Raw genomic sequence first — 21,124 nt, forward strand, 5'->3', positions numbered from 1 at the left:
CGATGACGATTGAAGTTCGTGTTCCCACGCTTGGCGAATCGGTAACCGAAGCGACGGTTGCGACCTGGTTCAAGAAACCCGGCGATGCGGTCGCCGTAGATGAAATGCTGTGCGAGCTTGAGACCGACAAGGTTACGGTCGAAGTGCCCTCGCCCTCTGCCGGTGTGATGGGCGAAATCGTCGCCGCCGAAGGTGAAACCGTTGGCGTTGACGCCCTGCTGGCCACAATCACCGCGGGCGAAGGCGCGGCTCCTGCGCCTGCCGCCGCTCCGGCCCCGGCAGCCGCCCCGGCTGCGTCGGGCGGCAGCGTGGACGTCATGGTGCCGACGCTGGGCGAATCCGTGACCGAAGCAACCGTTTCGACATGGTTCAAACAGGTCGGCGACAGCGTCGCGCAGGATGAGATGCTGTGCGAATTGGAAACCGACAAGGTTTCGGTCGAGGTTCCGGCCCCCGCTGCGGGTGTGCTGGCTGAAATCGTGGCCCCCGAAGGCGCGACCGTGGATGCCTCGGCCAAGCTGGCGGTGATCTCGGGCGCGGCGGCTGGGGCTGCTCCGGCTCCGGCAGCAGCCGCGGCGGCGGCCCCGGCAGCGGCCAGCACAGGCAAGGATATCGCCAATGCGCCGTCAGCCGAAAAAGCCATGGCCGAGGCTGGCCTGTCGGCCGATCAGGTCACTGGAACCGGTCGCGATGGCCGGATCATGAAAGAAGATGTGGCCCGCGCCGCTGCAGCACCGTCGGCCCCCGCACCGGCCCCGGCGGCCCCTACCCCGGCACCAACCCCACGCGCGCCTGTGGCTGCCGCAGATGCCGGGCGCGAAGAACGGGTACGCATGACCCGTCTGCGCCAAACCATCGCCAAGCGCCTGAAGGATGCGCAGAACACCGCAGCGATCCTGACCACCTATAACGAGGTGGACATGACCGAGGTGATGGCCCTGCGCAACCAGTACAAGGATCAGTTCGAGAAGAAGCACGGCGTGCGTCTGGGCTTTATGTCCTTCTTCACCAAGGCCTGCTGTCATGCGCTGAAAGAAGTGCCCGAGGTGAACGCGGAAATCGACGGCACCGATATCGTCTACAAGAACTTCGTGCATATGGGCGTTGCCGCCGGTACGCCGCAGGGTCTGGTGGTTCCGGTGATCCGCGATGCCGACAGCATGTCCTTTGCCGCGATCGAGAAGGCGATTGCCGAAAAAGGCCGACGCGCCCGTGACGGCAAGCTGAGCATGGAAGAGATGCAGGGCGGCACCTTCACCATCTCAAACGGTGGCGTCTACGGCTCGCTGATGTCCTCACCGATCCTGAACCCGCCGCAGTCGGGTATTCTGGGAATGCACAAGATCCAGGACCGTCCGATGGTTATCAATGGCGAAATCAAGATTCGTCCGATGATGTATCTGGCCCTGTCCTATGATCACCGCATCGTGGACGGCAAAGGCGCGGTGACGTTCCTTGTCCGCGTGAAAGAGGCGCTGGAAGATCCGCGCCGCCTGTTGATGGATCTGTAATCATGGCGACTCATGTCCTTTGGCAAGCCGATGTGGCGGATTTCGATGCCTGGCTGACCGTGTTCCGCGAAGACCAGAAAATGCGTGAGGCTGCGGGAATCCGCGACCTCCATATCTGGCAGGACCCAGCTCAGAAGGATCACGCCGTGGCCCTGTTCGAAATCACCGATCTGGACCGCGCGCAGAGTTTTCTGGAATCAGAAGAGCTGGCGATGCACCACGAACGCGGGGGCGTTGCGCATATCCAGGTCAAAGTTCTGAACCCTGTCTAAACAGTGCTGCCCGGATCAGACATAATCCCAACTGGCCGCCCGACCCATCATAGGGTGGGCGGCAAAAATGAAGGTGTTCCCCTGTGACACCCGAGTTGACTGCCCTGACATTGGCCGCACTGTTGCAGATCATCCAATATGCTCTGATTGCGATACCGGCCAATCTGGAACTGGGTCCGGGCAAGACCATGTCCGCGCGCGACCGCAGCCGGTTGGGTGGTGCGCTCGAAGATCAGCTGTCCGATGAAACGGCCCGTCTGTATCGGGCGCTGAACAATCACTTCGAAGGGCTGATCCTGTTCACCATCGGCTGTGTGGTCGTGACCCTCAGCGAGACGGGCAACGGCTTCACCGCGACCTGCGCCTGGACCTACCTGATGGCGCGCGCCCTTTACGTGCCCGCCTATTATTACGGTTGGAAACCCTGGCGCACCCTGATCTGGTTCGCCGGGTTCCTGACCACCACCTTCATGCTTTTGGCGGTGCTATTGTGACGCCGCTGATGTACAACCTGTTCAGAGGTTTACGCCCTGTGACAGCCCGAATTCTCAAGGAGACCCTCAATGGCAAGTTATGACGTCATCGTAATCGGCTCAGGCCCCGGCGGCTATGTGTGTGCCATCCGTTGTGCCCAGCTGGGCCTGAAAACCGCCTGCGTTGAAGGACGGGACACATTGGGCGGCACCTGTCTGAATGTGGGCTGCATCCCATCCAAGGCGCTGCTGCACGCCAGCCATCAGTTGCACGAGGCCGAGCATAACTTTGCCAAGATGGGCCTGAAGGGCAAATCGCCTTCGGTCGATTGGAAACAGATGCAGACCTACAAGGACGAGGTGATCGAAGGCAATACCAAGGGCATCGAGTTCCTGTTCAAGAAGAACAAGATCGACTGGCTGAAAGGCTGGGGCTCGATCCCCGCTTCAGGTCAGGTCAAGGTTGGTGATGAGGTGCACGAGGCGAAGAACATCATCATCGCCTCGGGGTCCGAGCCGTCCTCGCTGCCCGGTGTCGAGGTGGATGAGAAGGTCGTTGTAACCTCGACCGGAGCGCTGTCGCTGGGCAAGATTCCGAAGAAGATGGTCGTCATTGGCGCAGGTGTGATCGGGCTTGAACTGGGTTCGGTCTATCAGCGGCTGGGTGCCGAGGTCACGGTGATCGAATTCCTCGACGTGATCACGCCGGGCATGGACCCCGAGGTGCAGAAGACCTTCCAGCGTATCCTCAAGAAACAGGGTTTGAAGTTTGTCATGGGCGCAGCGGTGCAAAAGACCGAAGCCACCAAGACCAAAGCCAAGGTCACGTACAAGCTGCGCAAGGACGACAGCGAGCATGTGGTCGAGGCGGATACCGTACTGGTCGCCACCGGGCGCAAACCGTATTCGGACGGGCTGGGGCTGGACGCCCTAGGCGTCGAGATGACGCCGCGTGGTCAGATCAAAGTTGGGGCCGACTGGCAGACCAACGTGCCCGGCATTTACGCCATCGGCGACGTCACCGAAGGCCCGATGTTGGCGCATAAGGCCGAGGATGAGGGCATGGCCGCCGCCGAACAGGTCGCGGGCAAGCATGGTCATGTCAACTACGGCGTCATTCCGGGCGTGATCTACACCTGGCCCGAGGTCGCCAATGTCGGTGAGACCGAAGAGACGCTGAAAGAACAGGGCCGCGCCTACAAGGTCGGCAAGTTCATGTTCATGGGCAACGGTCGGGCCAAGGCCAACTTTGCCGCCGACGGGTTCGTGAAGATTCTGGCCGACAAGGAAACCGACCGTATTCTGGGCGCACACATCATCGGCCCCGGCGCTGGCGATCTGATCCACGAGGTCTGCGTCGCCATGGAATTCGGAGCCTCAGCCGAAGATCTGGCCCTGACATGCCACGCCCACCCGACCTATTCCGAAGCCGTGCGTGAGGCTGCCTTGGCCTGCGGCGACGGACCGATCCACAGCTAAGTCCGGTGGCCCCGGCGACAATCAGCGCGCCGGGGTCAGCCACGCATCCAGATAGGTTTCCAGCCTGTCCGTGAACGTCGTTGCGGAATGCAACGCGCAAAATCTTAGTGACATGGCCTGAATCGCAAAGGCCTGCACACCTTCTGCCAAAAGCTCGGGCGGCACATCCTTGCGCATCTCGGCAGCGTCAAGCCACATCATCACGACGCGGAAGTACCGCTCAAAGCAATAGGCGATCGGGCCCACCTCCGCGATTGCCGCCGCGCCGGAATACCTGATCAACAGATCGAACACATACCGCTCGGACGTCATGAAACTGTGGGCGGGCTCCAGCGCGGCGATGATTTCGGCGACGGTTCCGGGCGGCGGGCCGGACTCGGCCTGATCCAGGCACGCGTTCAACCTGTCAGCGATCAGAATTTCCATCATCGCGTCTTTGTCGTGGAAATGCGCAAAGAACGTCCCCTTGGCCACACCGGCGGCCTTGACGACATCTTCCACCCTCAGCGCCTCATACCCGCTGTCCTGAATCAACGCCTCGGACGCCGCCATAAGGCGGGCGCGGGTATTCAGCGTACGTTTTTGAACTGTCTTCTGCATAAGGCTAATTTGCACGTTTTCTGACCGTGGTCAAATTTTTTATTGACCGTGGTCATTTTTTGATTCTATAAACTGACCACGGTCATTTTTAGGAGAACCCCGATGCAGCCGAAGAAAATTCTGATCCTTGATGGACACCCTGCCGAAAGCAGCCTGTCCCGCACCTTTGCGCAAACCTATGGCGACGCCGCCCGCGAAAACGGCCATGATGTCCGCCTGATCCACCTGAGCGATCTGCAGTTCGACCACGATTTCGGTCAGGGCAATTACCACGACTTCAAGCCGTTAGAGCCCGTGCTGGAACAGGTTCTGCAGGATTTTGAATGGAGCGATCATCTGGTCCTGACAGCGCCAATGTGGTGGGGCGGTCTGCCTGCGAAACTGAAGGGTCTGATTGACCGCATGTTCATCCCGGGGCGTACTTTCGATACGCGAAACACGACCAAGATGGGTTTCCCGGCCCCGATGCTGACAGGTCGCACCGCCCGCGTCATTCTGACGTCGGACACGCCGGGCTGGTTCATGCGCCTGATCTATCGCCAGGCACTGATCCGGCAAGTACGCGATCAGATCCTGGGCTTTGTCGGCTTCAAACCAACACGGTTTACCTATTTCGCAGGGGCCAGCTACCCCAAGCCCGGTCATGTCGAGCGCTGGATTTCCAAGGTCGCCAGGATTGGCGCAGCGGCAGTGTAACCGCCGTGACTACCACATGGTTTTAGCGGCGCGCGCGCCCCATTCGCGATCATAGCGTGCGCCGCCTTCGTCCCCGTCCGACGCCTCGGCCAGAATTTCACCGATGGTTGGAAGAGGCGCGGACTCATCACCGCAGGTCCAGGTTCTTGCCCGCATCAGCGCCCGCGCGCATTGAGTGTAAACCTCGTGAAGTTCAATCACGATCACAGTCGCCGGTCGCTTGCCCTGCTTTTCGAACCGCGCACGCAATTCGTCATCCGCAGTCAGACGCGCCGTCCCGTTCACCCGCACCACGTTGTTGGAACCGGGCACGATGAACATCAATGAAACACGTGGATCGCGCACGATGTTTCGCAGCGAATCCAAGCGGTTGTTGCCCCGCCAATCCGGCATCGCCAGAGTCTTTGGATCCAGCTCCAGCACCACCGGGCCATCGTCACCGCGCGGGCTGCCGTCGACACCTTCCGGCCCGACCGTGCTGAGGATGCACAGGCGCGAGGCCATGATCCATGTCCGATACAGCGGCGTCAGGCTGTGTGCCACTTTGCGCAAGGACGGTGCGCCCGGGGTGCCATAGAGCCCCGCAAGCGTCTCGGTATCTTTAATGAACTCCATCCGGGTCAAACCCCACTTCTTTCATCAACGCGGTCGAGCGGGTCTCGATCACCTCTTCCAGCCGTCCAAGGAACGCATCACGCGCGACGCCCGGCTCGATCGGGTCGAGGAAATCGACAATCGCCAGGCCGGGTTTGCGCAAGATGCCCGTGCGCGGCCAAAAGACGCCCGCGTTTGTGGCAACAGGGATGCAAGGCACGCCAAGCCCTTCGTACAGAACCGCAGTGCCTACCTTATAGGGCTTTTTGGCCCCCGGTGCGACGCGGGTGCCCTGAGGGTAGATGACCAACTGGCCGGGTTCGGTGAATTCCTTGGCGACATCCTTGACCATCTTGGCCACCGCCGCACCCTTCTTGCCCCGGTTGACCGGGATACATCCCAATCGGCGCGCATATAGGCCAATGACCGGGGTCCACAAAAGCTCTCGCTTCATGATGAACTTGCCATGCGGGATCGCGTTGAAGATCAAGAGAATATCAAGAAACGACTGGTGCTTGGCCCCGATGACAACCTCGCCCGTGGGCACTGCGCCGCGCACCTCAGAGCGAATGCCAACCATCCAGCGCGCAAGCCAAATGGTACTGCTGGCATAGGCTTTGCAGGCCCGCAACGCGCCGCGTTTGGTGAAGATCGCGTAAGGCAGGTACAGAATGCCAAGGATCAGCATCCAAAGGTAGATCACAAACATGAAGACCAATGAGCGGACCCACTGAATGGCCATGGACATCACGAAAGCTCCTTCAACTTGCGGCGCGCGGCGGCCCAGGTGGCGAAAAAGGCGACGGCTGCGCCCAGAATGGGAATGGCCACGGGCAAAATCCAGTCACGGCCCTGAAACCCGACGCCCGACAGGAAACCCCCGGCATCCGAGGCTTCGGGCAACAGCAGAACGCCTGTCATGCCCAGCAGCGTGCCCACGGCTGCGCCAAACAGCGCGCGGTAGGTAAAGCGGCGCACGAAGGCTCCTGCGATAAACCGGTCGCGGGCCCCAACCTGACGCAACACCTCGATGATCTTTGCATTCGCCGCCAGTGAGGCATTCGCGGCCAGAGTGATCATGGCCGCCGTCGCCCCACCGATCAGCAGGATCGAAATCCAGCCCAATCGCCGCAGGGACATGGCGGCCTCGACCAAAGGTTCGCGCCATCTGGTGTGGTCATCCAGAACCGCGCCCGGCACCTCGGCCCCAAGACGCAGGCGCAGACCGGCGGCGTCAAGGCCTGGCTCGCCTTCGACAATCTCGATCAGTTGCGGGATGGGAAGCGTGTCCAGTGGCAGATCGGGTCCGAACCAGGGCGACAGCAGGGCCGCCTGTTCCTCGGTCGTCAGCGCACGGGCCGAGGCGACGCCGGGCGTTTGGCTCAGCACGGTCAGGGCAGCCTTGGTCTGGGCGGCCAGCTGCTCGGCAGGCGCGTTGATGCGCAGGGTGGCGGCCCCGGCCAGTTCCGTTGCCCATCGGTCGGCAATCCGGCCCGAGGCCAGCGACAGGGCCAAAGCAAAAACGGTCAGAAATGCCATCGCGCCCGAGACGAAAAGGGTCAGATGCGCGGTATAGCCTGTTGGCGGCACCACCCGGTCGGCCCGAGAATCCCGTCGCAGCAGGTTTCGGATATCGCCCCGGCTCATAGATCCGCCCCCGCCAATTGCAGACGACGCTGCGAGATGCGCAGAACACGCGCCTGAACCTGACTTTTCGCGGCACGGATCAGACTTAGATCATGGGTGGCGATCAGGACGGTTTTGCCCATCCGGTTGAGTTCGACCAGCAGGCGCAGCAGGCGCTGCGACATCTCCCAATCCACGTTGCCTGTGGGTTCATCGGCCAGCACCACATCGGGCGACAGGATCACCGCCCGGGCCAGCGCGGCGCGCTGCCGTTCGCCGCCCGACAGCTCTGGCGGATGCGCTTCAAGGCGGGACCCCAGACCGACCCAGCCCAGCAACTCGGTCAGATTGTCCTGCTCATCCGCTTCAACCCGGCCTGAAACCATCAACGGCAGCGCGACGTTTTCGGCCAAGGTCATATGGTCCAGAAACTCGCAATTCTGATGAACCACGCCGATCCGGCGGCGCAACAGGGCCATCTGATCGCGATCCAGCGTGGCTATGTCCTGATCAAAGGCGCTCAACCGCCCGGATGTGGGCAACAATGCGCCGTAGCATAGTTTCAGAAACGTGGTCTTGCCCGCACCCGAAGGCCCCGTCAGAAAGTGAAACGAACCCGGCTGCAATTGCACCGAGACATCGCTCAGCAATTCGCCGTCACCATAGGTGTAGCTGACATTTTCCAGCTCGATCACACGTGCCCCCATTTATTATGCCGCTCTTCTTGCCCCAGTGCGGGTGTGGTTTCAATGCCTGTACCGAGTCCAATTGGTGACACTTGGACCGTGAAACCGAAAACGCGCTTTGCTGTTGGGTCTTAACGGAATATCATGCCTGAAAAAACTATTATCGGCCGGATTGCACGGCCGGGGAGGCAGCATGCGTCTTACATGTCCGAATTGCAGTGCCCAATATGAGGTCCCGGACGAGGTCATCCCCGAGGAAGGCCGCGATGTCCAATGCTCGGCCTGCGATCATACATGGTTTCAGGCCAAACATCCTGTAGCGGAAACACCAGAGCCCGCCCCGGCCGAAGCCGACACGCCGGAACCCGAAACGGTCGAGCCTGAGGCCGCCGAAGACCCGCAACCTGAAGAGGCTGCGCCGGTTGTGGCCGAGATCGCCCCAGAACCCGAGCCTGAGCCTGAGCCGGAACCGGCAGATGCCAAACCTACCGGCAACGTGGACCCTGCCGTGGCCAATATTCTTCAGGAAGAGGCCGCGCGCGAGGCTGACTTGCGGGCTCAAGAGGGCAGCAGCCTGGAAACGCAACCGGATCTGGCGCTGGATGTCGCGCCGACGCCCAAGGTCGAACCACGGCGCCCTACCGCCTCGGAAACGTCCGAGGATGCCGGTCAGAAGGATGCTCTGCCGGATGTTGAGGCGATCAATTCCAGCATGCTCAGCGACGAGGGTGAGACCGAACAGCCGGCGCGCAAATCCGGCGGCTTTGTGCGTGGGTTTGCGCTGATGCTGATCATCGGCGTGATTCTGTACCTGATCTACGGCAACGCCCAGCAGATCAGCGAAGCTGTGCCGCAGGCGGATCCGGTGCTGAATTCCTATGTCTCGCTGGTGGATCAGGCGCGTGTCTGGCTTGAGAGCCAAGCCGGATCCGGCGCGCCTTAGACCTGACGTCGTCAGAACCGTTCGAGCAGACGTTTCAGATATTCCAGTTCAATTGTGGGCCGGTCGCTTTCGCCGGTCCGGCGGCGGATTTCGTCCAGCAACTCACGCGCGCGGCGATACACATCCTCGCCCTGCAACAGGTTTTCCTCGGTCGAGATTGACCCGGCAGCGCCCGGATTGCGGCCCAGCGGATCGCGGTTATTGGCCTGCGCTTCACCCTCCTGCGCGCCCTGACCGGGCTGGTTCTGCTGGTTCTGGGCCAAGGCCTCACCCAGCGATCGCATGCCCTCGCGCAGGGCTTCCATCGCCTCGGACTGGCGGTCTATTGCCTCGGCCAGATCATCGCCGCGCAGGGCCTGTTCGGCCTCGTCCATCGCGCGCCCTGCCCGGCCCAACGCATCACGCGCGGCCTCGCCTTCCGGCGTTCCTGCACCGGGCAGACCTTGCTCCTGCCGCCGCAACTCATCCCGCAGGGCCTGCTGACGGTCGGCAAGGTTACCCTGTCCGGACTGGCCTTCCCCGGCCTGATCCGAATCCTGCCCCTGACCGCCCTGGCCCTCGTGGCTTTGTCCACGGCCCATGCCGCCACTACGCCCTTCATTGCCCTGGCTCTCACCCGACTGCGCACCGGGGTTGAATTGTTCCTGCAGGTCGCGGAAGGCCTGATCGCTAAGGCCCTGTTGTTCGCGCAATGTCTCGGCCAAGCCTTCCATGGCCTGTTGCCCTTCGGACTGGCCGCCCTGACCTTGCCCTTGGGTGACGCGCATATTCTCCATCATCTGCTGGAATTCTTCCAACGCCTGCTGCGCCTCGGCCATGCGGCCCTGTTCCATCAGTTCCTGAATGCGGTCCATCATGGCCTGCAGGTCGTCCTGCGTCATCTGCATGGATTCGCCGTTCTGGCCCTGCTGCCGCTCGCCGTCTTCGCCGTTCTGCTGTGCCAGACGCTGCAGCTGTTGCAAATAGTCCTGAGTCGCCTCGCGCAATTCCTGCATCAGCTCGGCAATTTCCTCGTCGCTGGCACCGTTCTGCATTGCCTCGGTCAAACGTTCCTGCGCGCGGCGCATCCGTTCCAAAGCATCCGCAAGCGTGCCGTCCTCGATCAGAACCGCAAGGTCCCACAGCGCCTGCGCAATCTCCTCTTGCTGAGGCGGCTTCAGGCCATATTCCGTGAACGTCTCCAACCGCCGCAACAGAACGCGAAGCCGCAGATAGGCCGTGTCCGAGCGGAACAGATCTTCGGGGCGATGGGACACCGCGCGCAATACCTGCGCAACCCGCGCGCCATTGTCGCGCGACCACAGCAAATCACGACGCTGTTCGATCACCGCCGCCGCCAGCGGGTCAAAGAACCGACGCGCAGGCAAGGCGGTCAGATACGGTTCGGATTCGGACTGCTGATCTGCGGCATCCCGCGCCATCAACGTGATGCGCACCGGCAGATGCGCCCACGGGTGCTGCGAGAAATCCTCGATCAGATCTTCGGTGAAATCGGCCCGGTCGCCGGTAATCGGCATGGGCAACTCGATCTGAATCACCTCGCGCGGCTCAGGCTCTGTGGTCAGGCCATAGCGGCGATCAACGGCAGCCAGATCCAGTTCGATCAGGGCCGAGCCCGAGACGACACCGTAATCATCGCTGGACTGGAAGGGCAATTTCATCTGCCCACCGGCTTCGGCCTCGGCCACGCCTGCAACGCTGATCCGGGGCGCGGCATCGCCAACCACATCCAGCGTCCAATCCCGGCCTGCGGGCCCTTCGATCCGCAACTGGCCCGACCGATCGACCACGAATTCCTGTTCCGGCGCGGTGGCGGCTTCTGTTCCCAGAACAGAGCTTGTTTCGGTCAGGCTATGCGCCCCAACCTCGCCGTAAAAGCGCAGCGTAATGTTACTGCCCTGCGGGACAGACAGGGTCGGACCGGACTGATCCGCCAGATACAGGGTCGGCAGGCCGGTATAGCGCGGCGGCTCGACCCAGCCTTCCCAGGTCGGCCCTTGCCCGGCGACAGCCGTGCCGGGCGTCATCTCCGCGACCGAACCGATGCGCCAGAAGGACCCGAACAACACAGCCACCACCAGCGCCAGCAGCGCGGCGTAGCGCAAAGCATACGGGTCACGCGACGCAAGTCGCAGATCGGGTTTGACTGCCTTGGCTGTCGAGGCTCGCTGCGCCATACGGGCCTTGTGCGCGTGCCACAGCGCAACCGAATCCGCATCCGTGGCCCCAATTGCCTGATCATCCATCAAGGCCTGTATGGGCCGCCCCGGAAGGGTTTCATCCAGACGCGCCAGCGCCTCAATCCGCGATGGCAGATGGAATCGACGAATCCCAAGAACCGCAGCCACACCCAGCGCAATCAGGCCAAGCGCGCCGATACCCCAAACAAGCTCGACCCGGACCTGATCCTGCAGGCCCAGCATCAACGCGGCCAAAATGCCCATCAGAATCGAGAAAAACGGCCAGAATGCGCGCAAAACCTGCTCGGCCAGCAGCCCCGCATGGGTCAGCCAAAGCGAAAGTCTTGGAATCGGCAGTTTCAATCTGTCGCGCAATGCGGGCCTCCTGATCGGGCCTGCACGCTTATCGCGTCAAAGCCACTCAGGTATGGTATCGCGGTTTATGATTTCGTCAAAGCCTGGGCGTTCACGAATAACTGCAAATTGATCCTCATGCACCAGAACCTCGGGGATCAGGGGGCGGGTGTTGTATTCGCTGGCCATCACCGCGCCATAGGCCCCGGCGCTGCGGAAGGCGACCAGATCACCGGGCGCAAGCGGCGGCATGGTGCGCTGCTTGGCAAAGGTATCGCCGCTTTCGCAGACCGGGCCAACGATGTCATAGGGTTGCTGTTCAACTCCGGGGGCAGGTTCCTGCACCGCGATAATGTCGTGATGTGCCTCGTACATTGCGGGACGGATCAGGTCGTTCATCGCACCATCGAGGATCAGGAAATCGCGGCCTTCGCCCGATTTCACATAGATCACCTTGCTGACCATCAGCCCCGCATTGCCCGCGATCAGACGACCCGGTTCAATCTCGATCTCACAGCCCAGATGGCTCAGCGTTTTCTTGATCAAAGCGCCGTATTCCATCGGCAGCGGCGGCGCTTCATTCGACCGCGCATAGGGAATCCCCAAACCGCCCCCCAGATCCAGCCTGCGGATATTATGCCCCTCGGCGCGCAGTTGTTCGGTCAGCTCGGCGACTTTGGCATAGGCCAGCTCGAACGGCTCCAGTTCGGTCAATTGCGAGCCGATATGGACGTCGATACCGATCACGTCCAGCCCCGGCAGGCTGGCGGCCAGCGCATAGACCTCGGACGCGCGTGAGATCGGGATGCCGAACTTGTTCTCGGATTTGCCGGTCGCGATCTTGGCATGGGTCTTGGCGTCCACATCCGGGTTCACGCGCACGGTGATCGGCGCGATCACGCCGAGTTCCAGCGCGACCGCGTTGATCACCTCCATCTCGGGTTCGGATTCGACGTTGAACTGACGAATGCCACCGGTCAGCGCCGTGCGAATCTCATCCGCCGTTTTGCCGACGCCCGAAAACACGATCTTGTCGCCCGGAACGCCAGCGGCCTTGGCCCGCAGGTATTCCCCGCCCGAAACCACATCCATCCCCGCGCCCGCCTGCGCCAGCGTTTTCAGGATCGCCTGATTGCTGGCCGCTTTCATCGCGTAGCAGACAAGGTGATCGGTGCCCTCTAGCGCGTCGTCGAACAGCTTGAAATGCCGCAACAGGGTCGCCGTCGAATAGACATAGAACGGGGTTCCGACCGCAGCTGCGATTTCGGAAATCGGGACATCCTCGGCGTAAAGCGCGCCGTCGCGGTAGAGAAAGTGATCCATGACGCCGCGCTTAGACCAAAAGGGGGATACGGATCAATGGATTCCGGCACTCAACGCGCCTATCGGTCGCTCAGGACCCGGTCGAAACACCAACCCGCGCATAACCGGACACGGAAACGCCGGATCCGCTGGGTTCTGGCTTGGGTTCCGGGCGCGGTGCAGATGTGGGTTCGCACGCCGCCAGAACAGCAAGCGTCAGGATCAGGCCAAGAGTTCGCATAAATTCAGTTTTCCCAAGATGATGCGGCCCGACAGACATGGGCCTTGTTTGCAACATTGCAATGGCGCAGGGCTCAGACGCCCAGATAGACACCTAGGCCGCCGCGGCGGAAGCCAACGCCGCCGCCGACATGAGTGCCGCTGGATCCGACGCCGATCCCGAGGCTGGCGGTGGGCTGCACCGGCTCTCCATCCGCTCCGCAAGCGACCAGGGCAAACCCGGCCATAATCAGAAGAATGACCCTGAAGATATACATCACACCAATGCCTTCCATCGTTCGATCTGCGCACGCACCTGATCGGGGGCGGTACCGCCGTAGGACTGGCGCGAGTTTACCGAGTTTTCCACGGTAAGGACAGAATAGACGTCATCGGTGATGTCTGCATGGACCGATTGCATATCCTCCAGCGTCAGGTCCGGCAGGTCGCAGGCTTTCTGTTCAGCCATCGCAACCAGCGATCCGGTGACATGGTGCGCGTCGCGGAAGGGCAGCCCCAGCACCCGCACCAGCCAGTCGGCCAGATCGGTAGCGGTCGAAAAGCCCGACCCGGCAGCGGCGGCAAGGCTGTCGCGGTTGGCGGTCATGTCCTTGACCATGCCTTCCATCGCCGCCAGCGCCAGCATCCAGTTGTCGGCGGCGTCAAAGACCTGTTCCTTGTCTTCCTGCATGTCCTTGGAATAGGCCAGCGGCAGGCCCTTCATCACCATCATCAGCGCGGTGTTGGCCCCATAGATCCGCCCCACCTTGGCGCGGATCAACTCGGCGGCATCGGGGTTTTTCTTCTGCGGCATGATCGACGAACCGGTCGAGAACCGGTCGGACAGGGTGACGAACCGGAACTGGGCCGAAGACCAGATCACCAGCTCCTCGGCAAAACGCGACAGGTGCACGGCGCAGATCGACGCGGTGGACAGGAACTCGAGCGCGAAATCACGATCGCTGACGGCATCCAGCGAGTTCGCGGCGGGGCGGTCAAAACCCAGCGCTTTGGCTGTCATTTCCCGGTCGATGGGGAAGGATGTTCCAGCCAATGCAGCAGCGCCCAAAGGCGATTCATTCATCCGGGCGCGGGCGTCGCGGACGCGGGACAGATCGCGGCCGAACATCTCGACATAGGCCATCATGTGATGGCCCCATGTCACCGGCTGCGCCGTTTGCAGGTGGGTAAAGCCGGGCATGACCCAATCGGCCCCGGCCTCGGCCTGCGCCAAAAGCGCGCGGATCAGGGCCAGAAGACCCGATTCCGCCGCGTCCAACTGATCGCGCACCCATAGCTTGAAATCGGTCGCAACTTGGTCATTCCGCGAACGACCGGTATGCAGACGGCCCGCAGGCTCTCCGATCACCTCTTTCAGCCGCGCCTCGACATTCATGTGGATGTCTTCCAACGCGGTCGAGAACTGAAATTCACCATTCTGGATTTCTGACAAAACGGTGAGCAGCCCTTCCCGAATGGCCTGCGCATCACTATCAGTAATAACGCCTGTGGCAGCCAGCATGGCGGCATGGGCGCGCGAGCCTGCGATGTCCTGGGCTGCCATCCGCTGATCGAACCCGATCGAGGCATTGATCGCCTCCATGATCGCGTCTGGACCGGCGGCAAAGCGGCCGCCCCACATCTGGTTCGAGGATTGATCGGTCATGTTGGAAAACCCGGAGTTGATATGCGCCTTATTCGTCTGATCCCCCTTTATATGGCCCTTGCGCTGGGTGCAAACGCCGCTTTGGCCGCCGATGCCGAGACGCTCGCCCCCTTGCGCGAGGATAGCCTGAAGCGTCTGATCCTGCATTCACAACCCAAGCCGGTGACGCCGGTGGACTTCGAGCTTGAGGATGACGGCGGCACAGCCTCGCTGGAGGATTACAAAGGCAAATACGTTCTGCTGAACTTCTGGGCCACATGGTGCGCGCCGTGCCGCAAGGAAATGCCCCAGATCGCCGAGTTGCAGGCAGAGTTCGGAGGCGACAAGTTCGAAGTGCTGACGCTGGCCACCGGGCGCAATTCGCCTGCCGGGATCAAGAAGTTCTTCGAAGAAAACGGCATCGACAACCTGCCCCGCCATCAGGACCCTTCACAGGCCGTTGCGCGCGAGATGGGTGTGATCGGCTTGCCCATTACAGTGATCATCGACCCCGACGGCAATGAAATCGCCCGTCTGATCGGCGATGCCGAGTGGAATTCCGACAGCGCCAAAGCGATTATCTCGACTCTGGTTGCGGCCGAAAGTTAACGCGTTTAGCAAAATCGCGGAATTGTGTTACCCTCCCACGCGTTAAGAGTGGGAGGTTTTTTTATGAGACGTATGAAATTAGTTTTAGCAATTTCCGCAGCACTGGTGATCGCCGGTACCGCGCATGCCGATTACAAAAGGATCAAAACCGCAAAACAGTTCAACGCTGACATTGTCGGAAAGAAGCTGGTCGACGAGCAGGGCAATGTGTTTGTTGCAAATGCCGACGGCACAATTTCTGCCAAACTGAAAAGCGGCAAGACGTTCAGCGGAACCTGGGTCTGGAACAAGAAATTCTGGTGTAGGAACGGCGTTCTGGACGGCAAGGCCCTGGGCACCGATTGCCAGCTTTGGGAAATTGACGGAGCCTCTGCCCGGATGACCCGTGAAAAAGGCAAGGGCAAAACGACTATCTATTCGGTCAGCAACTAACAGACCCGATCCGGTTCCATCTCGTGATATACTGTCTCTGCCCTGCCGGGCAGGGCCTGTTTTGTAGTCGACATGGAGGCAACGATGAAACCCGTTGTACTGCTGATCGGACGCTTACCGAATGTGATCGGAGATGTTGCGCGGCAGCTTGATCACCTTCCGATCCAATGGCTGGGTGCACATGACCCCGATGAGGTGCGGCGGCAACTGGATGCTGAACCCCGGATCGCCTGTGCCATCATGGGGGCCGGGCTGGATGATATGATACGCGGTGAATTGGTGGGCATCATTGCATCCCGCCGCCCCGATATCTGCATCCATCTGAAAGACCGAAGCTCGGGCCCCGAAGGCCTGGTGCCCTTTGTGCAGCGCGTGGTGCAGCATGAAATCCTGGACCGTCTGGAACACGGCTGACGCAACGCCACCTTTGACAGAGTTCTTCCCGCTTTGCACTCTGCCAGTGGGGAGAGAACTATGCCACTTGAAATATTGCTTGTACTTGTGGTCGGGGGGATTGCCGCAATAACGCTTCTGTTGCACCTGAGCGGGCGGTCCCAGCGGCGTGTTCTGACACGGGAAACCGCGCTGGCGGATTGGCAGCGCCACTTTCCCGACGATGTGGTGATCGATGTCACCGTCTCACACGACGCCCACGCCGCTCTGGTTCGGACCGAGACAGGGCCGGGCCTGCTGTGGTCCTTTGGCGCGGATACGGTGGCGCGGCACCTGCTGGATTTCGACTGGATCGAACAGCCGGGCGGGTTCGAGTTCCAGTTTCACGACTTCACCACACCCAGGGTGGTCATTCACCTTGACGAAATCGAACGCCAGCACTGGCAAAACCTGATGGACCTTTCATGACCGATCACATCAGCTTTCCCGACGCCGTCCAATGGGCTGTCCCGTTTTTTATCGCCGCCATCCTGGCCGAGTTCCTGTGGATCACGGTCAAAGGGCGTGGCGGCCGGTATGAGACGCGCGATGCCGTGACCTCATTGATCATGGGGGCGGGCAATATCGCCTCGGGCTTTTTGCTGGGGTTCATCGCCTATGGGTTCTTCATGTGGTTGTGGCAGGTTACACCGCTGAACCTTGGGACCTCGATCCCAGTTATCATCCTGTGTTTCGTGCTGGACGACCTGCGGTACTATTGGGTGCATCGTTTCGGGCACCGCATCCGCTGGGTCTGGGCCAGCCATGTGAACCACCACAGCTCGCAACACTACAACCTGACGACCGCGCTGCGGCAGACATGGACCTATACGTTCACCTTCATGATGGTCGTCCGGGCGCCCCTGATCCTGCTGGGCTTTCACCCCGCCATGGTGCTGTTCGTTGGCGGGCTGAACCTGATCTATCAGTTCTGGATCCATACCGAGGCCATCGGCAAAATGCCCCGCTGGTTCGAGGCGATCATGAACACGCCCAGCCATCACCGCGTGCATCATGGCCGCAACGCGCGCTATCTGGACTGCAACTATGCAGGTGTTTTCATCATCTGGGACAAGATGTTCGGCACCTTTGTACCCGAACAAGAGGATGAGCGGGTCGATTACGGGCTGGTCCACAATATCGGCACCTTCAACCCGCTGCGCGTGGCCTTTCACGAATGGGTCGGCATCTGGCGCGACGCCACACAGCCCGGCCTGACCCTGCGCCAGAGGCTCGGCTATTGCTTCGCCCCGCCCGGCTACAGCCATGATGGTAGCCGGGACAGTTCAACGCAGATCAAAGAAAAGCATCTGGCGCGCCACCCCGAAGATCGCGGAACGCCCGGATTCGAGCATATGGACAAGAACGTGCCCAATCGTCAGGCGGAACAGGTCTGACGCACGTAGTGCGACAGGGGTCTCAACTTGAAATTCCAGCCTTCGACGCCATATGAGGGGACAGGTGCAATGTAACGAGTGGCCGGAGACCAGAAATGACCCGTTTAACAACTGTTTCGACCGTGGTTGGTCTGATGGGTCTGACTTTGGCCATGATCGCCGCTTTGGCAACTGCGCTGACAGGCCTGATTGCACTGGGTTTTGTCATGATGATCATGGGTGTCACCGGTGCCGTGATCGGAGCCGCAGCCTCTCTGACCCGCGCGTGGCAATCTGCCCGCTGAAACTTTCCCGACCTTAACCGCAGATTCACCTGTTTGACCTGACACTGGGCCGGACCTTTGTTCGGAATCACTCAGGGAACCGGCGCTCATGCGGGACAAGAAACGTGCGGATATACCCGAAGGATCGGAAAGCCCGTTGAACTCGGCCATCTCGGCGCGGGACAGATCCGTGGTGAAAATGGCGACCGAAGCGGTCAAGCACAAACAATGCAAGCTGGCGTTCCAGCCGGTTGTGCAGGCCGACCCGCCATATGCTGTCGCATTCTACGAAGGCTTCATCCGGGTTCTGGACGAAACCGGGCGGGTGATCCCGGCGCGCGAGTTCATGCCGCAGCTGGAAAACACGCCTTTAGGCCGGGAACTGGATTGCATCGCACTGGAACTGGGGCTGCGTACGCTTGCCCGAAACCCCTCGATCCGGTTGTCCATCAACATGTCGGCCCGGTCGATCGGGTTCTCGCGCTGGACCCGGGTGCTGGACCGCTTTCTGAAACGCGACGCGGGTTTGGGGGAACGGCTGATCCTTGAGATTTCCGAACAATCCGCCATGCAGGTGCCCGAGCTTGTGATCGACCTGATGGACCGCCTGCAGGAACGCGGCATCGCCTTTGCGCTGGACGATTTCGGTGCCAGCGATTTCAGCTTTCGCCATTTTCGCGAGTTTCTGTTCGACGCGGCCAAGATCGACGGTCAGTTCATTCGGGGGATCAGCGAGCAGCCTGACAATCAGGCGCTGGTCCGCGCTTTGATCGCTGTCGCGCGGGAATTCGAGATCCTGGTGACCGCCGAATCGGTCGAAAACCGGGCGGATGCCGCGTTCCTGACCGCCAGCGGCGTCGATTGCCTGCAGGGATTTCTGTTTGGCGCGCCCGCGGTTTCACCTCCGTGGAAGCAGGAAAAGAAATCCAAAACAGGCTCTTAGGCAAAAACCCGCTCGCGACAGCAAATCCTGTCCAACGCTGAGACAAGCTGTCCGTTGCTGCAATTGCAGCATTGCGGTATTGCAAAAGGTGCTGGAGCGGGGAACTTGGGGCGCTCTTGTACTGTCAGAGAGCCTCTCTGCCACCTGCGCCGTCAGATTTCCCTTTGGACCATGACGGTAAAGGACTGATTATATGACCAACGTAGTAATCGCATCCGCCGCACGCACAGGCGTCGGCAGCTTTAGCGGTTCGTTTGCGAACACCCCTGCACATGATCTGGGCGCTGCCGTCCTGGAAGCAGTCGTAGAACGCGCCGGAGTAGAGAAGGGCGAAGTAAGCGAAACCATCATGGGTCAGGTGCTGACCGCCGCTCAGGGCCAGAACCCCGCCCGTCAGGCGCATATCAATGCCGGCCTGCCGCAGGAAAGCGCGGCTTGGGGCATTAACCAGGTGTGTGGCTCGGGCCTGCGCGCGGTTGCGCTGGGGGCTCAGCACATTCAGCTGGGCGATGCCGACATCGTTGCCGCCGGTGGACAAGAGAACATGACCCTGTCGCCCCACGCCGCCGCCCTGCGTGCCGGTCACAAGATGGGTGACATGAAATATATCGACACAATGATCCGCGACGGTCTGTGGGACGCCTTCAACGGCTACCACATGGGTCAGACCGCCGAAAACGTCGCCGAGAAATGGCAGATCAGCCGCGATCAGCAGGACGAATTCGCCGTTGCCTCGCAGAACAAGGCCGAAGCGGCTCAGAAAGCGGGCAAGTTCGCGGATGAAATCGTGCCCTTCACCATCAAGACCCGCAAGGGCGATATCGTGATGGACAAGGACGAGTACATCCGCCACGGCGCAACCATGGAAGCCATGGCAAAGCTGCGCCCGGCCTTCACCAAGGACGGCTCGGTCACGGCGGCAAACGCATCTGGCCTGAACGATGGTGCGGCGGCAACCCTGCTGATGTCGGCCGAAAACGCCGAAAAGCGCGGGATCGAGCCTCTGGCCCGTATCGCGTCCTACGCGACCGCTGGTCTGGACCCGTCGATCATGGGCGTCGGCCCGATCTACGCCTCGCGCAAGGCGCTGGAAAAAGCGGGCTGGTCGGTTGACGATCTGGATCTGGTCGAGGCCAACGAAGCGTTCGCCGCGCAGGCCTGCGCCGTGAACAAGGACATGGGCTGGGACCCGTCCATCGTGAACGTCAACGGCGGCGCAATTGCCATCGGCCACCCGATCGGTGCCTCGGGCTGCCGTGTCCTGAACACGCTGCTGTTCGAAATGAAACGCCGCGACGCGAAAAAGGGTCTGGCGACCCTGTGCATCGGCGGCGGCATGGGCGTCGCCCTGTGCGTGGAGCGCGACTAAGTGCGTTGACACCCAAATAGAAAAGGGCGCTCTACCAGCGCCCTTTTTTGTTACAATCGAAGCATATCCGTTAGATGCGACAATATCGCCAAACAGAAAGTCGAAAACGATCACGAAACGATATTGCGCACCAATCTCCCTCAGAGTAACAGAATTACCAAGACGACTAAATTTGGAGGATTCCTAAATGGCACGTACAGCACTCGTAACCGGCGGCTCTCGCGGCATTGGCGCAGCAATTTCCAAGGCGCTCAAGGCCGAAGGGTACAATGTTGCGGCCACCTATGCAGGAAACGATGAAGCCGCCGCGAAGTTCACCGAAGAAACCGGCATCGCCACCTATAAATGGAACGTCGCCGACTATGACGAGTCCAAAGCGGGCATCGAAAAGGTCGAGGCCGAGGTTGGCCCGATCGACATCGTTGTGGCCAACGCAGGTATCACCAAGGACGCACCGTTCCACAAAATGACGCCCGAGCAGTGGCATCAGGTCATCGACACCAACCTGACCGGCGTGTTCAACACCGTTCACCCCGTCTGGCCCGGCATGCGCGAGCGCAAATTTGGCCGCGTGATCGTCATCAGCTCGATCAACGGTCAGAAGGGCCAGTTCGCACAGGTGAACTATGCCGCGACCAAAGCGGGTGATCTGGGCATTGTGAAATCACTGGCGCAGGAAGGTGCACGCGCGGGCATCACCGCCAACGCAATCTGCCCCGGCTACATCGCAACCGAAATGGTGATGGCGGTACCCGAGAAGGTGCGTGAATCGATCATCAGCCAGATCCCTGCTGGCCGTCTGGGTGAGCCGGAAGAGATTGCCCGTTGCGTGGCCTTCCTGGCCTCGGACGAGTCGCAGTTCATCAACGGCTCGACCATCTCGGCCAATGGCGCGCAGTTCTTCGTCTAGACCCGAAGCAGTGCAACGAAATCGGGCCGGTCCTTTTGGGCCGGCCCTTCTTTATCCCGTAAGCCCGCGCGCGCTGCGGTCAGCGGGAACCGAATAGCCAACCCCAGACCTGATGGACCATCTTGCTGCGTTCTTCATGCGCGCGACGGATCGCATCCTGAACAGACGGGTTTGTCGTCATCTCGATCA

25 protein-coding genes are annotated in these 21,124 nt (G+C 60.9%); 15 read left to right on the forward strand and 10 right to left on the reverse strand.

Features of this window, described 5'->3' with window-relative positions; all coding sequences use genetic code 11:
- Positions 1–2 precede the first annotated feature (2 nt).
- The 4 genes from odhB to lpdA all read left to right on the forward strand — a co-directional run bounded on the left by odhB (position 3) and on the right by lpdA (position 3,735).
- Positions 3–1,511, forward strand: coding sequence for a 2-oxoglutarate dehydrogenase complex dihydrolipoyllysine-residue succinyltransferase (gene odhB / locus ACR0LW_RS08510; protein WP_170455663.1), 1,509 nt, complete (start codon positions 3–5; stop codon positions 1,509–1,511).
- Between the two features lie 2 nt (positions 1,512–1,513).
- Positions 1,514–1,783: a hypothetical protein gene (locus tag ACR0LW_RS08515; RefSeq protein ID WP_170455665.1), complete on the forward strand. Its 270-nt coding sequence runs from the start codon at positions 1,514–1,516 to the stop codon at positions 1,781–1,783.
- Between the two features lie 83 nt (positions 1,784–1,866).
- A complete protein-coding gene (locus ACR0LW_RS08520) occupies positions 1,867–2,277 on the forward strand; it encodes an MAPEG family protein (RefSeq protein WP_480882253.1) in 411 nt (136 codons plus the stop codon).
- Positions 2,278–2,346: 69 nt separating this feature from the next.
- The gene (gene lpdA, locus ACR0LW_RS08525) at positions 2,347–3,735 is read left to right on the forward strand and encodes a dihydrolipoyl dehydrogenase (protein ID WP_480882255.1); all 1,389 of its coding nucleotides are present in this window, start codon (positions 2,347–2,349) and stop codon (positions 3,733–3,735) included.
- A 21-nt stretch (positions 3,736–3,756) separates the two neighbouring features.
- Here the strand turns inward: lpdA and ACR0LW_RS08530 are convergent, their stop codons facing one another.
- Entirely contained in the window at positions 3,757–4,335 is a 579-nt protein-coding gene (locus ACR0LW_RS08530; RefSeq protein WP_480882257.1) for a TetR/AcrR family transcriptional regulator, read from the reverse strand.
- Between the two features lie 102 nt (positions 4,336–4,437).
- Between ACR0LW_RS08530 and ACR0LW_RS08535 the strand changes: the two genes are divergently transcribed.
- Complete coding sequence (locus ACR0LW_RS08535) at positions 4,438–5,031, forward strand: NAD(P)H-dependent oxidoreductase (RefSeq protein ID WP_170455673.1); 594 nt, start codon at positions 4,438–4,440, stop codon at positions 5,029–5,031.
- A 9-nt stretch (positions 5,032–5,040) separates the two neighbouring features.
- Here ACR0LW_RS08535 and ACR0LW_RS08540 read toward each other — a convergent pair whose 3' ends face one another.
- The 4 genes from ACR0LW_RS08540 to ACR0LW_RS08555 are packed head-to-tail and all read right to left on the reverse strand — an operon-like array spanning position 5,041 to position 7,946.
- Positions 5,041–5,646, reverse strand: coding sequence for a pyridoxamine 5'-phosphate oxidase family protein (locus tag ACR0LW_RS08540; RefSeq protein ID WP_480882258.1), 606 nt, complete (start codon positions 5,644–5,646; stop codon positions 5,041–5,043).
- On the reverse strand, positions 5,633–6,373 hold the full coding sequence (locus ACR0LW_RS08545) for a lysophospholipid acyltransferase family protein (protein WP_480585670.1): 741 nt from the start codon (positions 6,371–6,373) through the stop codon (positions 5,633–5,635). The genes ACR0LW_RS08540 and ACR0LW_RS08545 overlap by 14 nt, the downstream gene beginning before the upstream one ends.
- On the reverse strand, positions 6,373–7,272 hold the full coding sequence (locus ACR0LW_RS08550; RefSeq protein WP_480882259.1) for a cell division protein FtsX: 900 nt from the start codon (positions 7,270–7,272) through the stop codon (positions 6,373–6,375). The genes ACR0LW_RS08545 and ACR0LW_RS08550 overlap by 1 nt, the downstream gene beginning before the upstream one ends.
- Complete coding sequence (locus tag ACR0LW_RS08555) at positions 7,269–7,946, reverse strand: cell division ATP-binding protein FtsE (protein ID WP_480882260.1); 678 nt, start codon at positions 7,944–7,946, stop codon at positions 7,269–7,271. Before ACR0LW_RS08555 ends, ACR0LW_RS08550 begins: the two co-directional genes overlap by 4 nt.
- Before the next feature lie 184 nt (positions 7,947–8,130).
- On the opposite strand from ACR0LW_RS08555, the gene ACR0LW_RS08560 reads away from it, so the two are divergent.
- Complete coding sequence (locus tag ACR0LW_RS08560; protein ID WP_480882262.1) at positions 8,131–8,880, forward strand: zinc-ribbon domain-containing protein; 750 nt, start codon at positions 8,131–8,133, stop codon at positions 8,878–8,880.
- 11 nt (positions 8,881–8,891) lie between these two features.
- Here ACR0LW_RS08560 and ACR0LW_RS08565 read toward each other — a convergent pair whose 3' ends face one another.
- The 5 genes from ACR0LW_RS08565 to argH form a co-directional block, all read right to left on the reverse strand.
- Positions 8,892–11,435 (reverse strand): TIGR02302 family protein, encoded by a 2,544-nt coding sequence (locus ACR0LW_RS08565; RefSeq protein WP_480882263.1) that lies wholly within the window; start codon positions 11,433–11,435, stop codon positions 8,892–8,894.
- 36 nt (positions 11,436–11,471) lie between these two features.
- Complete coding sequence (gene lysA, locus ACR0LW_RS08570; protein WP_480882265.1) at positions 11,472–12,737, reverse strand: diaminopimelate decarboxylase; 1,266 nt, start codon at positions 12,735–12,737, stop codon at positions 11,472–11,474.
- Positions 12,738–12,807: 70 nt separating this feature from the next.
- On the reverse strand, positions 12,808–12,957 hold the full coding sequence (locus ACR0LW_RS08575; protein ID WP_170522212.1) for a hypothetical protein: 150 nt from the start codon (positions 12,955–12,957) through the stop codon (positions 12,808–12,810).
- Positions 12,958–13,030: 73 nt separating this feature from the next.
- Complete coding sequence (locus ACR0LW_RS08580) at positions 13,031–13,213, reverse strand: argininosuccinate lyase (RefSeq protein ID WP_170455689.1); 183 nt, start codon at positions 13,211–13,213, stop codon at positions 13,031–13,033.
- A complete protein-coding gene (gene argH, locus ACR0LW_RS08585; RefSeq protein ID WP_480882266.1) occupies positions 13,213–14,601 on the reverse strand; it encodes an argininosuccinate lyase in 1,389 nt (462 codons plus the stop codon). The genes ACR0LW_RS08580 and argH overlap by 1 nt, the downstream gene beginning before the upstream one ends.
- 21 nt (positions 14,602–14,622) lie before the next feature.
- Between argH and ACR0LW_RS08590 the strand changes: the two genes are divergently transcribed.
- The 9 genes from ACR0LW_RS08590 (at position 14,623) to phbB (ending at position 20,935) form a co-directional block, all read left to right on the forward strand.
- A complete protein-coding gene (locus tag ACR0LW_RS08590) occupies positions 14,623–15,189 on the forward strand; it encodes a TlpA disulfide reductase family protein (RefSeq protein WP_171233127.1) in 567 nt (188 codons plus the stop codon).
- Between the two features lie 63 nt (positions 15,190–15,252).
- A complete protein-coding gene (locus ACR0LW_RS08595; protein WP_480882268.1) occupies positions 15,253–15,621 on the forward strand; it encodes a hypothetical protein in 369 nt (122 codons plus the stop codon).
- An 84-nt stretch (positions 15,622–15,705) separates the two neighbouring features.
- On the forward strand, positions 15,706–16,035 hold the full coding sequence (locus ACR0LW_RS08600; RefSeq protein WP_170522204.1) for a hypothetical protein: 330 nt from the start codon (positions 15,706–15,708) through the stop codon (positions 16,033–16,035).
- A 60-nt stretch (positions 16,036–16,095) separates the two neighbouring features.
- Positions 16,096–16,482 (forward strand): hypothetical protein, encoded by a 387-nt coding sequence (locus ACR0LW_RS08605; protein ID WP_480882269.1) that lies wholly within the window; start codon positions 16,096–16,098, stop codon positions 16,480–16,482.
- Positions 16,479–17,450, forward strand: a complete 972-nt coding sequence (locus tag ACR0LW_RS08610) for a sterol desaturase family protein (protein WP_480882271.1) — start codon at positions 16,479–16,481, stop codon at positions 17,448–17,450. The genes ACR0LW_RS08605 and ACR0LW_RS08610 overlap by 4 nt, the downstream gene beginning before the upstream one ends.
- 95 nt (positions 17,451–17,545) lie before the next feature.
- Positions 17,546–17,734 (forward strand): hypothetical protein, encoded by a 189-nt coding sequence (locus tag ACR0LW_RS08615; protein ID WP_170453155.1) that lies wholly within the window; start codon positions 17,546–17,548, stop codon positions 17,732–17,734.
- A gap of 88 nt (positions 17,735–17,822) precedes the next feature.
- Positions 17,823–18,656 (forward strand): EAL domain-containing protein, encoded by an 834-nt coding sequence (locus ACR0LW_RS08620; protein ID WP_480882272.1) that lies wholly within the window; start codon positions 17,823–17,825, stop codon positions 18,654–18,656.
- A gap of 193 nt (positions 18,657–18,849) precedes the next feature.
- Complete coding sequence (locus ACR0LW_RS08625) at positions 18,850–20,025, forward strand: acetyl-CoA C-acetyltransferase (protein WP_170453157.1); 1,176 nt, start codon at positions 18,850–18,852, stop codon at positions 20,023–20,025.
- A gap of 187 nt (positions 20,026–20,212) precedes the next feature.
- Complete coding sequence (gene phbB / locus ACR0LW_RS08630; protein ID WP_170453158.1) at positions 20,213–20,935, forward strand: acetoacetyl-CoA reductase; 723 nt, start codon at positions 20,213–20,215, stop codon at positions 20,933–20,935.
- Positions 20,936–21,124 lie beyond the last annotated feature (189 nt).

Source organism: Ruegeria sp. N4, assembly GCF_056531425.1.

What these genes read in the sequence shown, in the direction of transcription:
- odhB (WP_170455663.1), top strand. Translation starts at nt 3, where the DNA reads ATGACGATTGAAGTTCGTGTTCCCACGCTTGGCGAATCGGTAACCGAA.
- ACR0LW_RS08515 (WP_170455665.1), top strand. Translation starts at nt 1,514, where the DNA reads ATGGCGACTCATGTCCTTTGGCAAGCCGATGTGGCGGATTTCGATGCC.
- lpdA (WP_480882255.1), top strand. Translation starts at nt 2,347, where the DNA reads ATGGCAAGTTATGACGTCATCGTAATCGGCTCAGGCCCCGGCGGCTAT.
- ACR0LW_RS08530 (WP_480882257.1), bottom strand. Translation starts at nt 4,335, where the DNA reads ATGCAGAAGACAGTTCAAAAACGTACGCTGAATACCCGCGCCCGCCTT.
- ACR0LW_RS08535 (WP_170455673.1), top strand. Translation starts at nt 4,438, where the DNA reads ATGCAGCCGAAGAAAATTCTGATCCTTGATGGACACCCTGCCGAAAGC.
- ACR0LW_RS08540 (WP_480882258.1), bottom strand. Translation starts at nt 5,646, where the DNA reads ATGGAGTTCATTAAAGATACCGAGACGCTTGCGGGGCTCTATGGCACC.
- ACR0LW_RS08545 (WP_480585670.1), bottom strand. Translation starts at nt 6,373, where the DNA reads ATGTCCATGGCCATTCAGTGGGTCCGCTCATTGGTCTTCATGTTTGTG.
- ACR0LW_RS08550 (WP_480882259.1), bottom strand. Translation starts at nt 7,272, where the DNA reads ATGAGCCGGGGCGATATCCGAAACCTGCTGCGACGGGATTCTCGGGCC.
- ACR0LW_RS08560 (WP_480882262.1), top strand. Translation starts at nt 8,131, where the DNA reads ATGCGTCTTACATGTCCGAATTGCAGTGCCCAATATGAGGTCCCGGAC.
- lysA (WP_480882265.1), bottom strand. Translation starts at nt 12,737, where the DNA reads ATGGATCACTTTCTCTACCGCGACGGCGCGCTTTACGCCGAGGATGTC.
- ACR0LW_RS08575 (WP_170522212.1), bottom strand. Translation starts at nt 12,957, where the DNA reads ATGCGAACTCTTGGCCTGATCCTGACGCTTGCTGTTCTGGCGGCGTGC.
- ACR0LW_RS08580 (WP_170455689.1), bottom strand. Translation starts at nt 13,213, where the DNA reads ATGTATATCTTCAGGGTCATTCTTCTGATTATGGCCGGGTTTGCCCTG.
- argH (WP_480882266.1), bottom strand. Translation starts at nt 14,601, where the DNA reads ATGACCGATCAATCCTCGAACCAGATGTGGGGCGGCCGCTTTGCCGCC.
- ACR0LW_RS08590 (WP_171233127.1), top strand. Translation starts at nt 14,623, where the DNA reads ATGCGCCTTATTCGTCTGATCCCCCTTTATATGGCCCTTGCGCTGGGT.
- ACR0LW_RS08595 (WP_480882268.1), top strand. Translation starts at nt 15,253, where the DNA reads ATGAGACGTATGAAATTAGTTTTAGCAATTTCCGCAGCACTGGTGATC.
- ACR0LW_RS08600 (WP_170522204.1), top strand. Translation starts at nt 15,706, where the DNA reads ATGAAACCCGTTGTACTGCTGATCGGACGCTTACCGAATGTGATCGGA.
- ACR0LW_RS08605 (WP_480882269.1), top strand. Translation starts at nt 16,096, where the DNA reads ATGCCACTTGAAATATTGCTTGTACTTGTGGTCGGGGGGATTGCCGCA.
- ACR0LW_RS08610 (WP_480882271.1), top strand. Translation starts at nt 16,479, where the DNA reads ATGACCGATCACATCAGCTTTCCCGACGCCGTCCAATGGGCTGTCCCG.
- ACR0LW_RS08615 (WP_170453155.1), top strand. Translation starts at nt 17,546, where the DNA reads ATGACCCGTTTAACAACTGTTTCGACCGTGGTTGGTCTGATGGGTCTG.
- ACR0LW_RS08620 (WP_480882272.1), top strand. Translation starts at nt 17,823, where the DNA reads ATGCGGGACAAGAAACGTGCGGATATACCCGAAGGATCGGAAAGCCCG.
- ACR0LW_RS08625 (WP_170453157.1), top strand. Translation starts at nt 18,850, where the DNA reads ATGACCAACGTAGTAATCGCATCCGCCGCACGCACAGGCGTCGGCAGC.
- phbB (WP_170453158.1), top strand. Translation starts at nt 20,213, where the DNA reads ATGGCACGTACAGCACTCGTAACCGGCGGCTCTCGCGGCATTGGCGCA.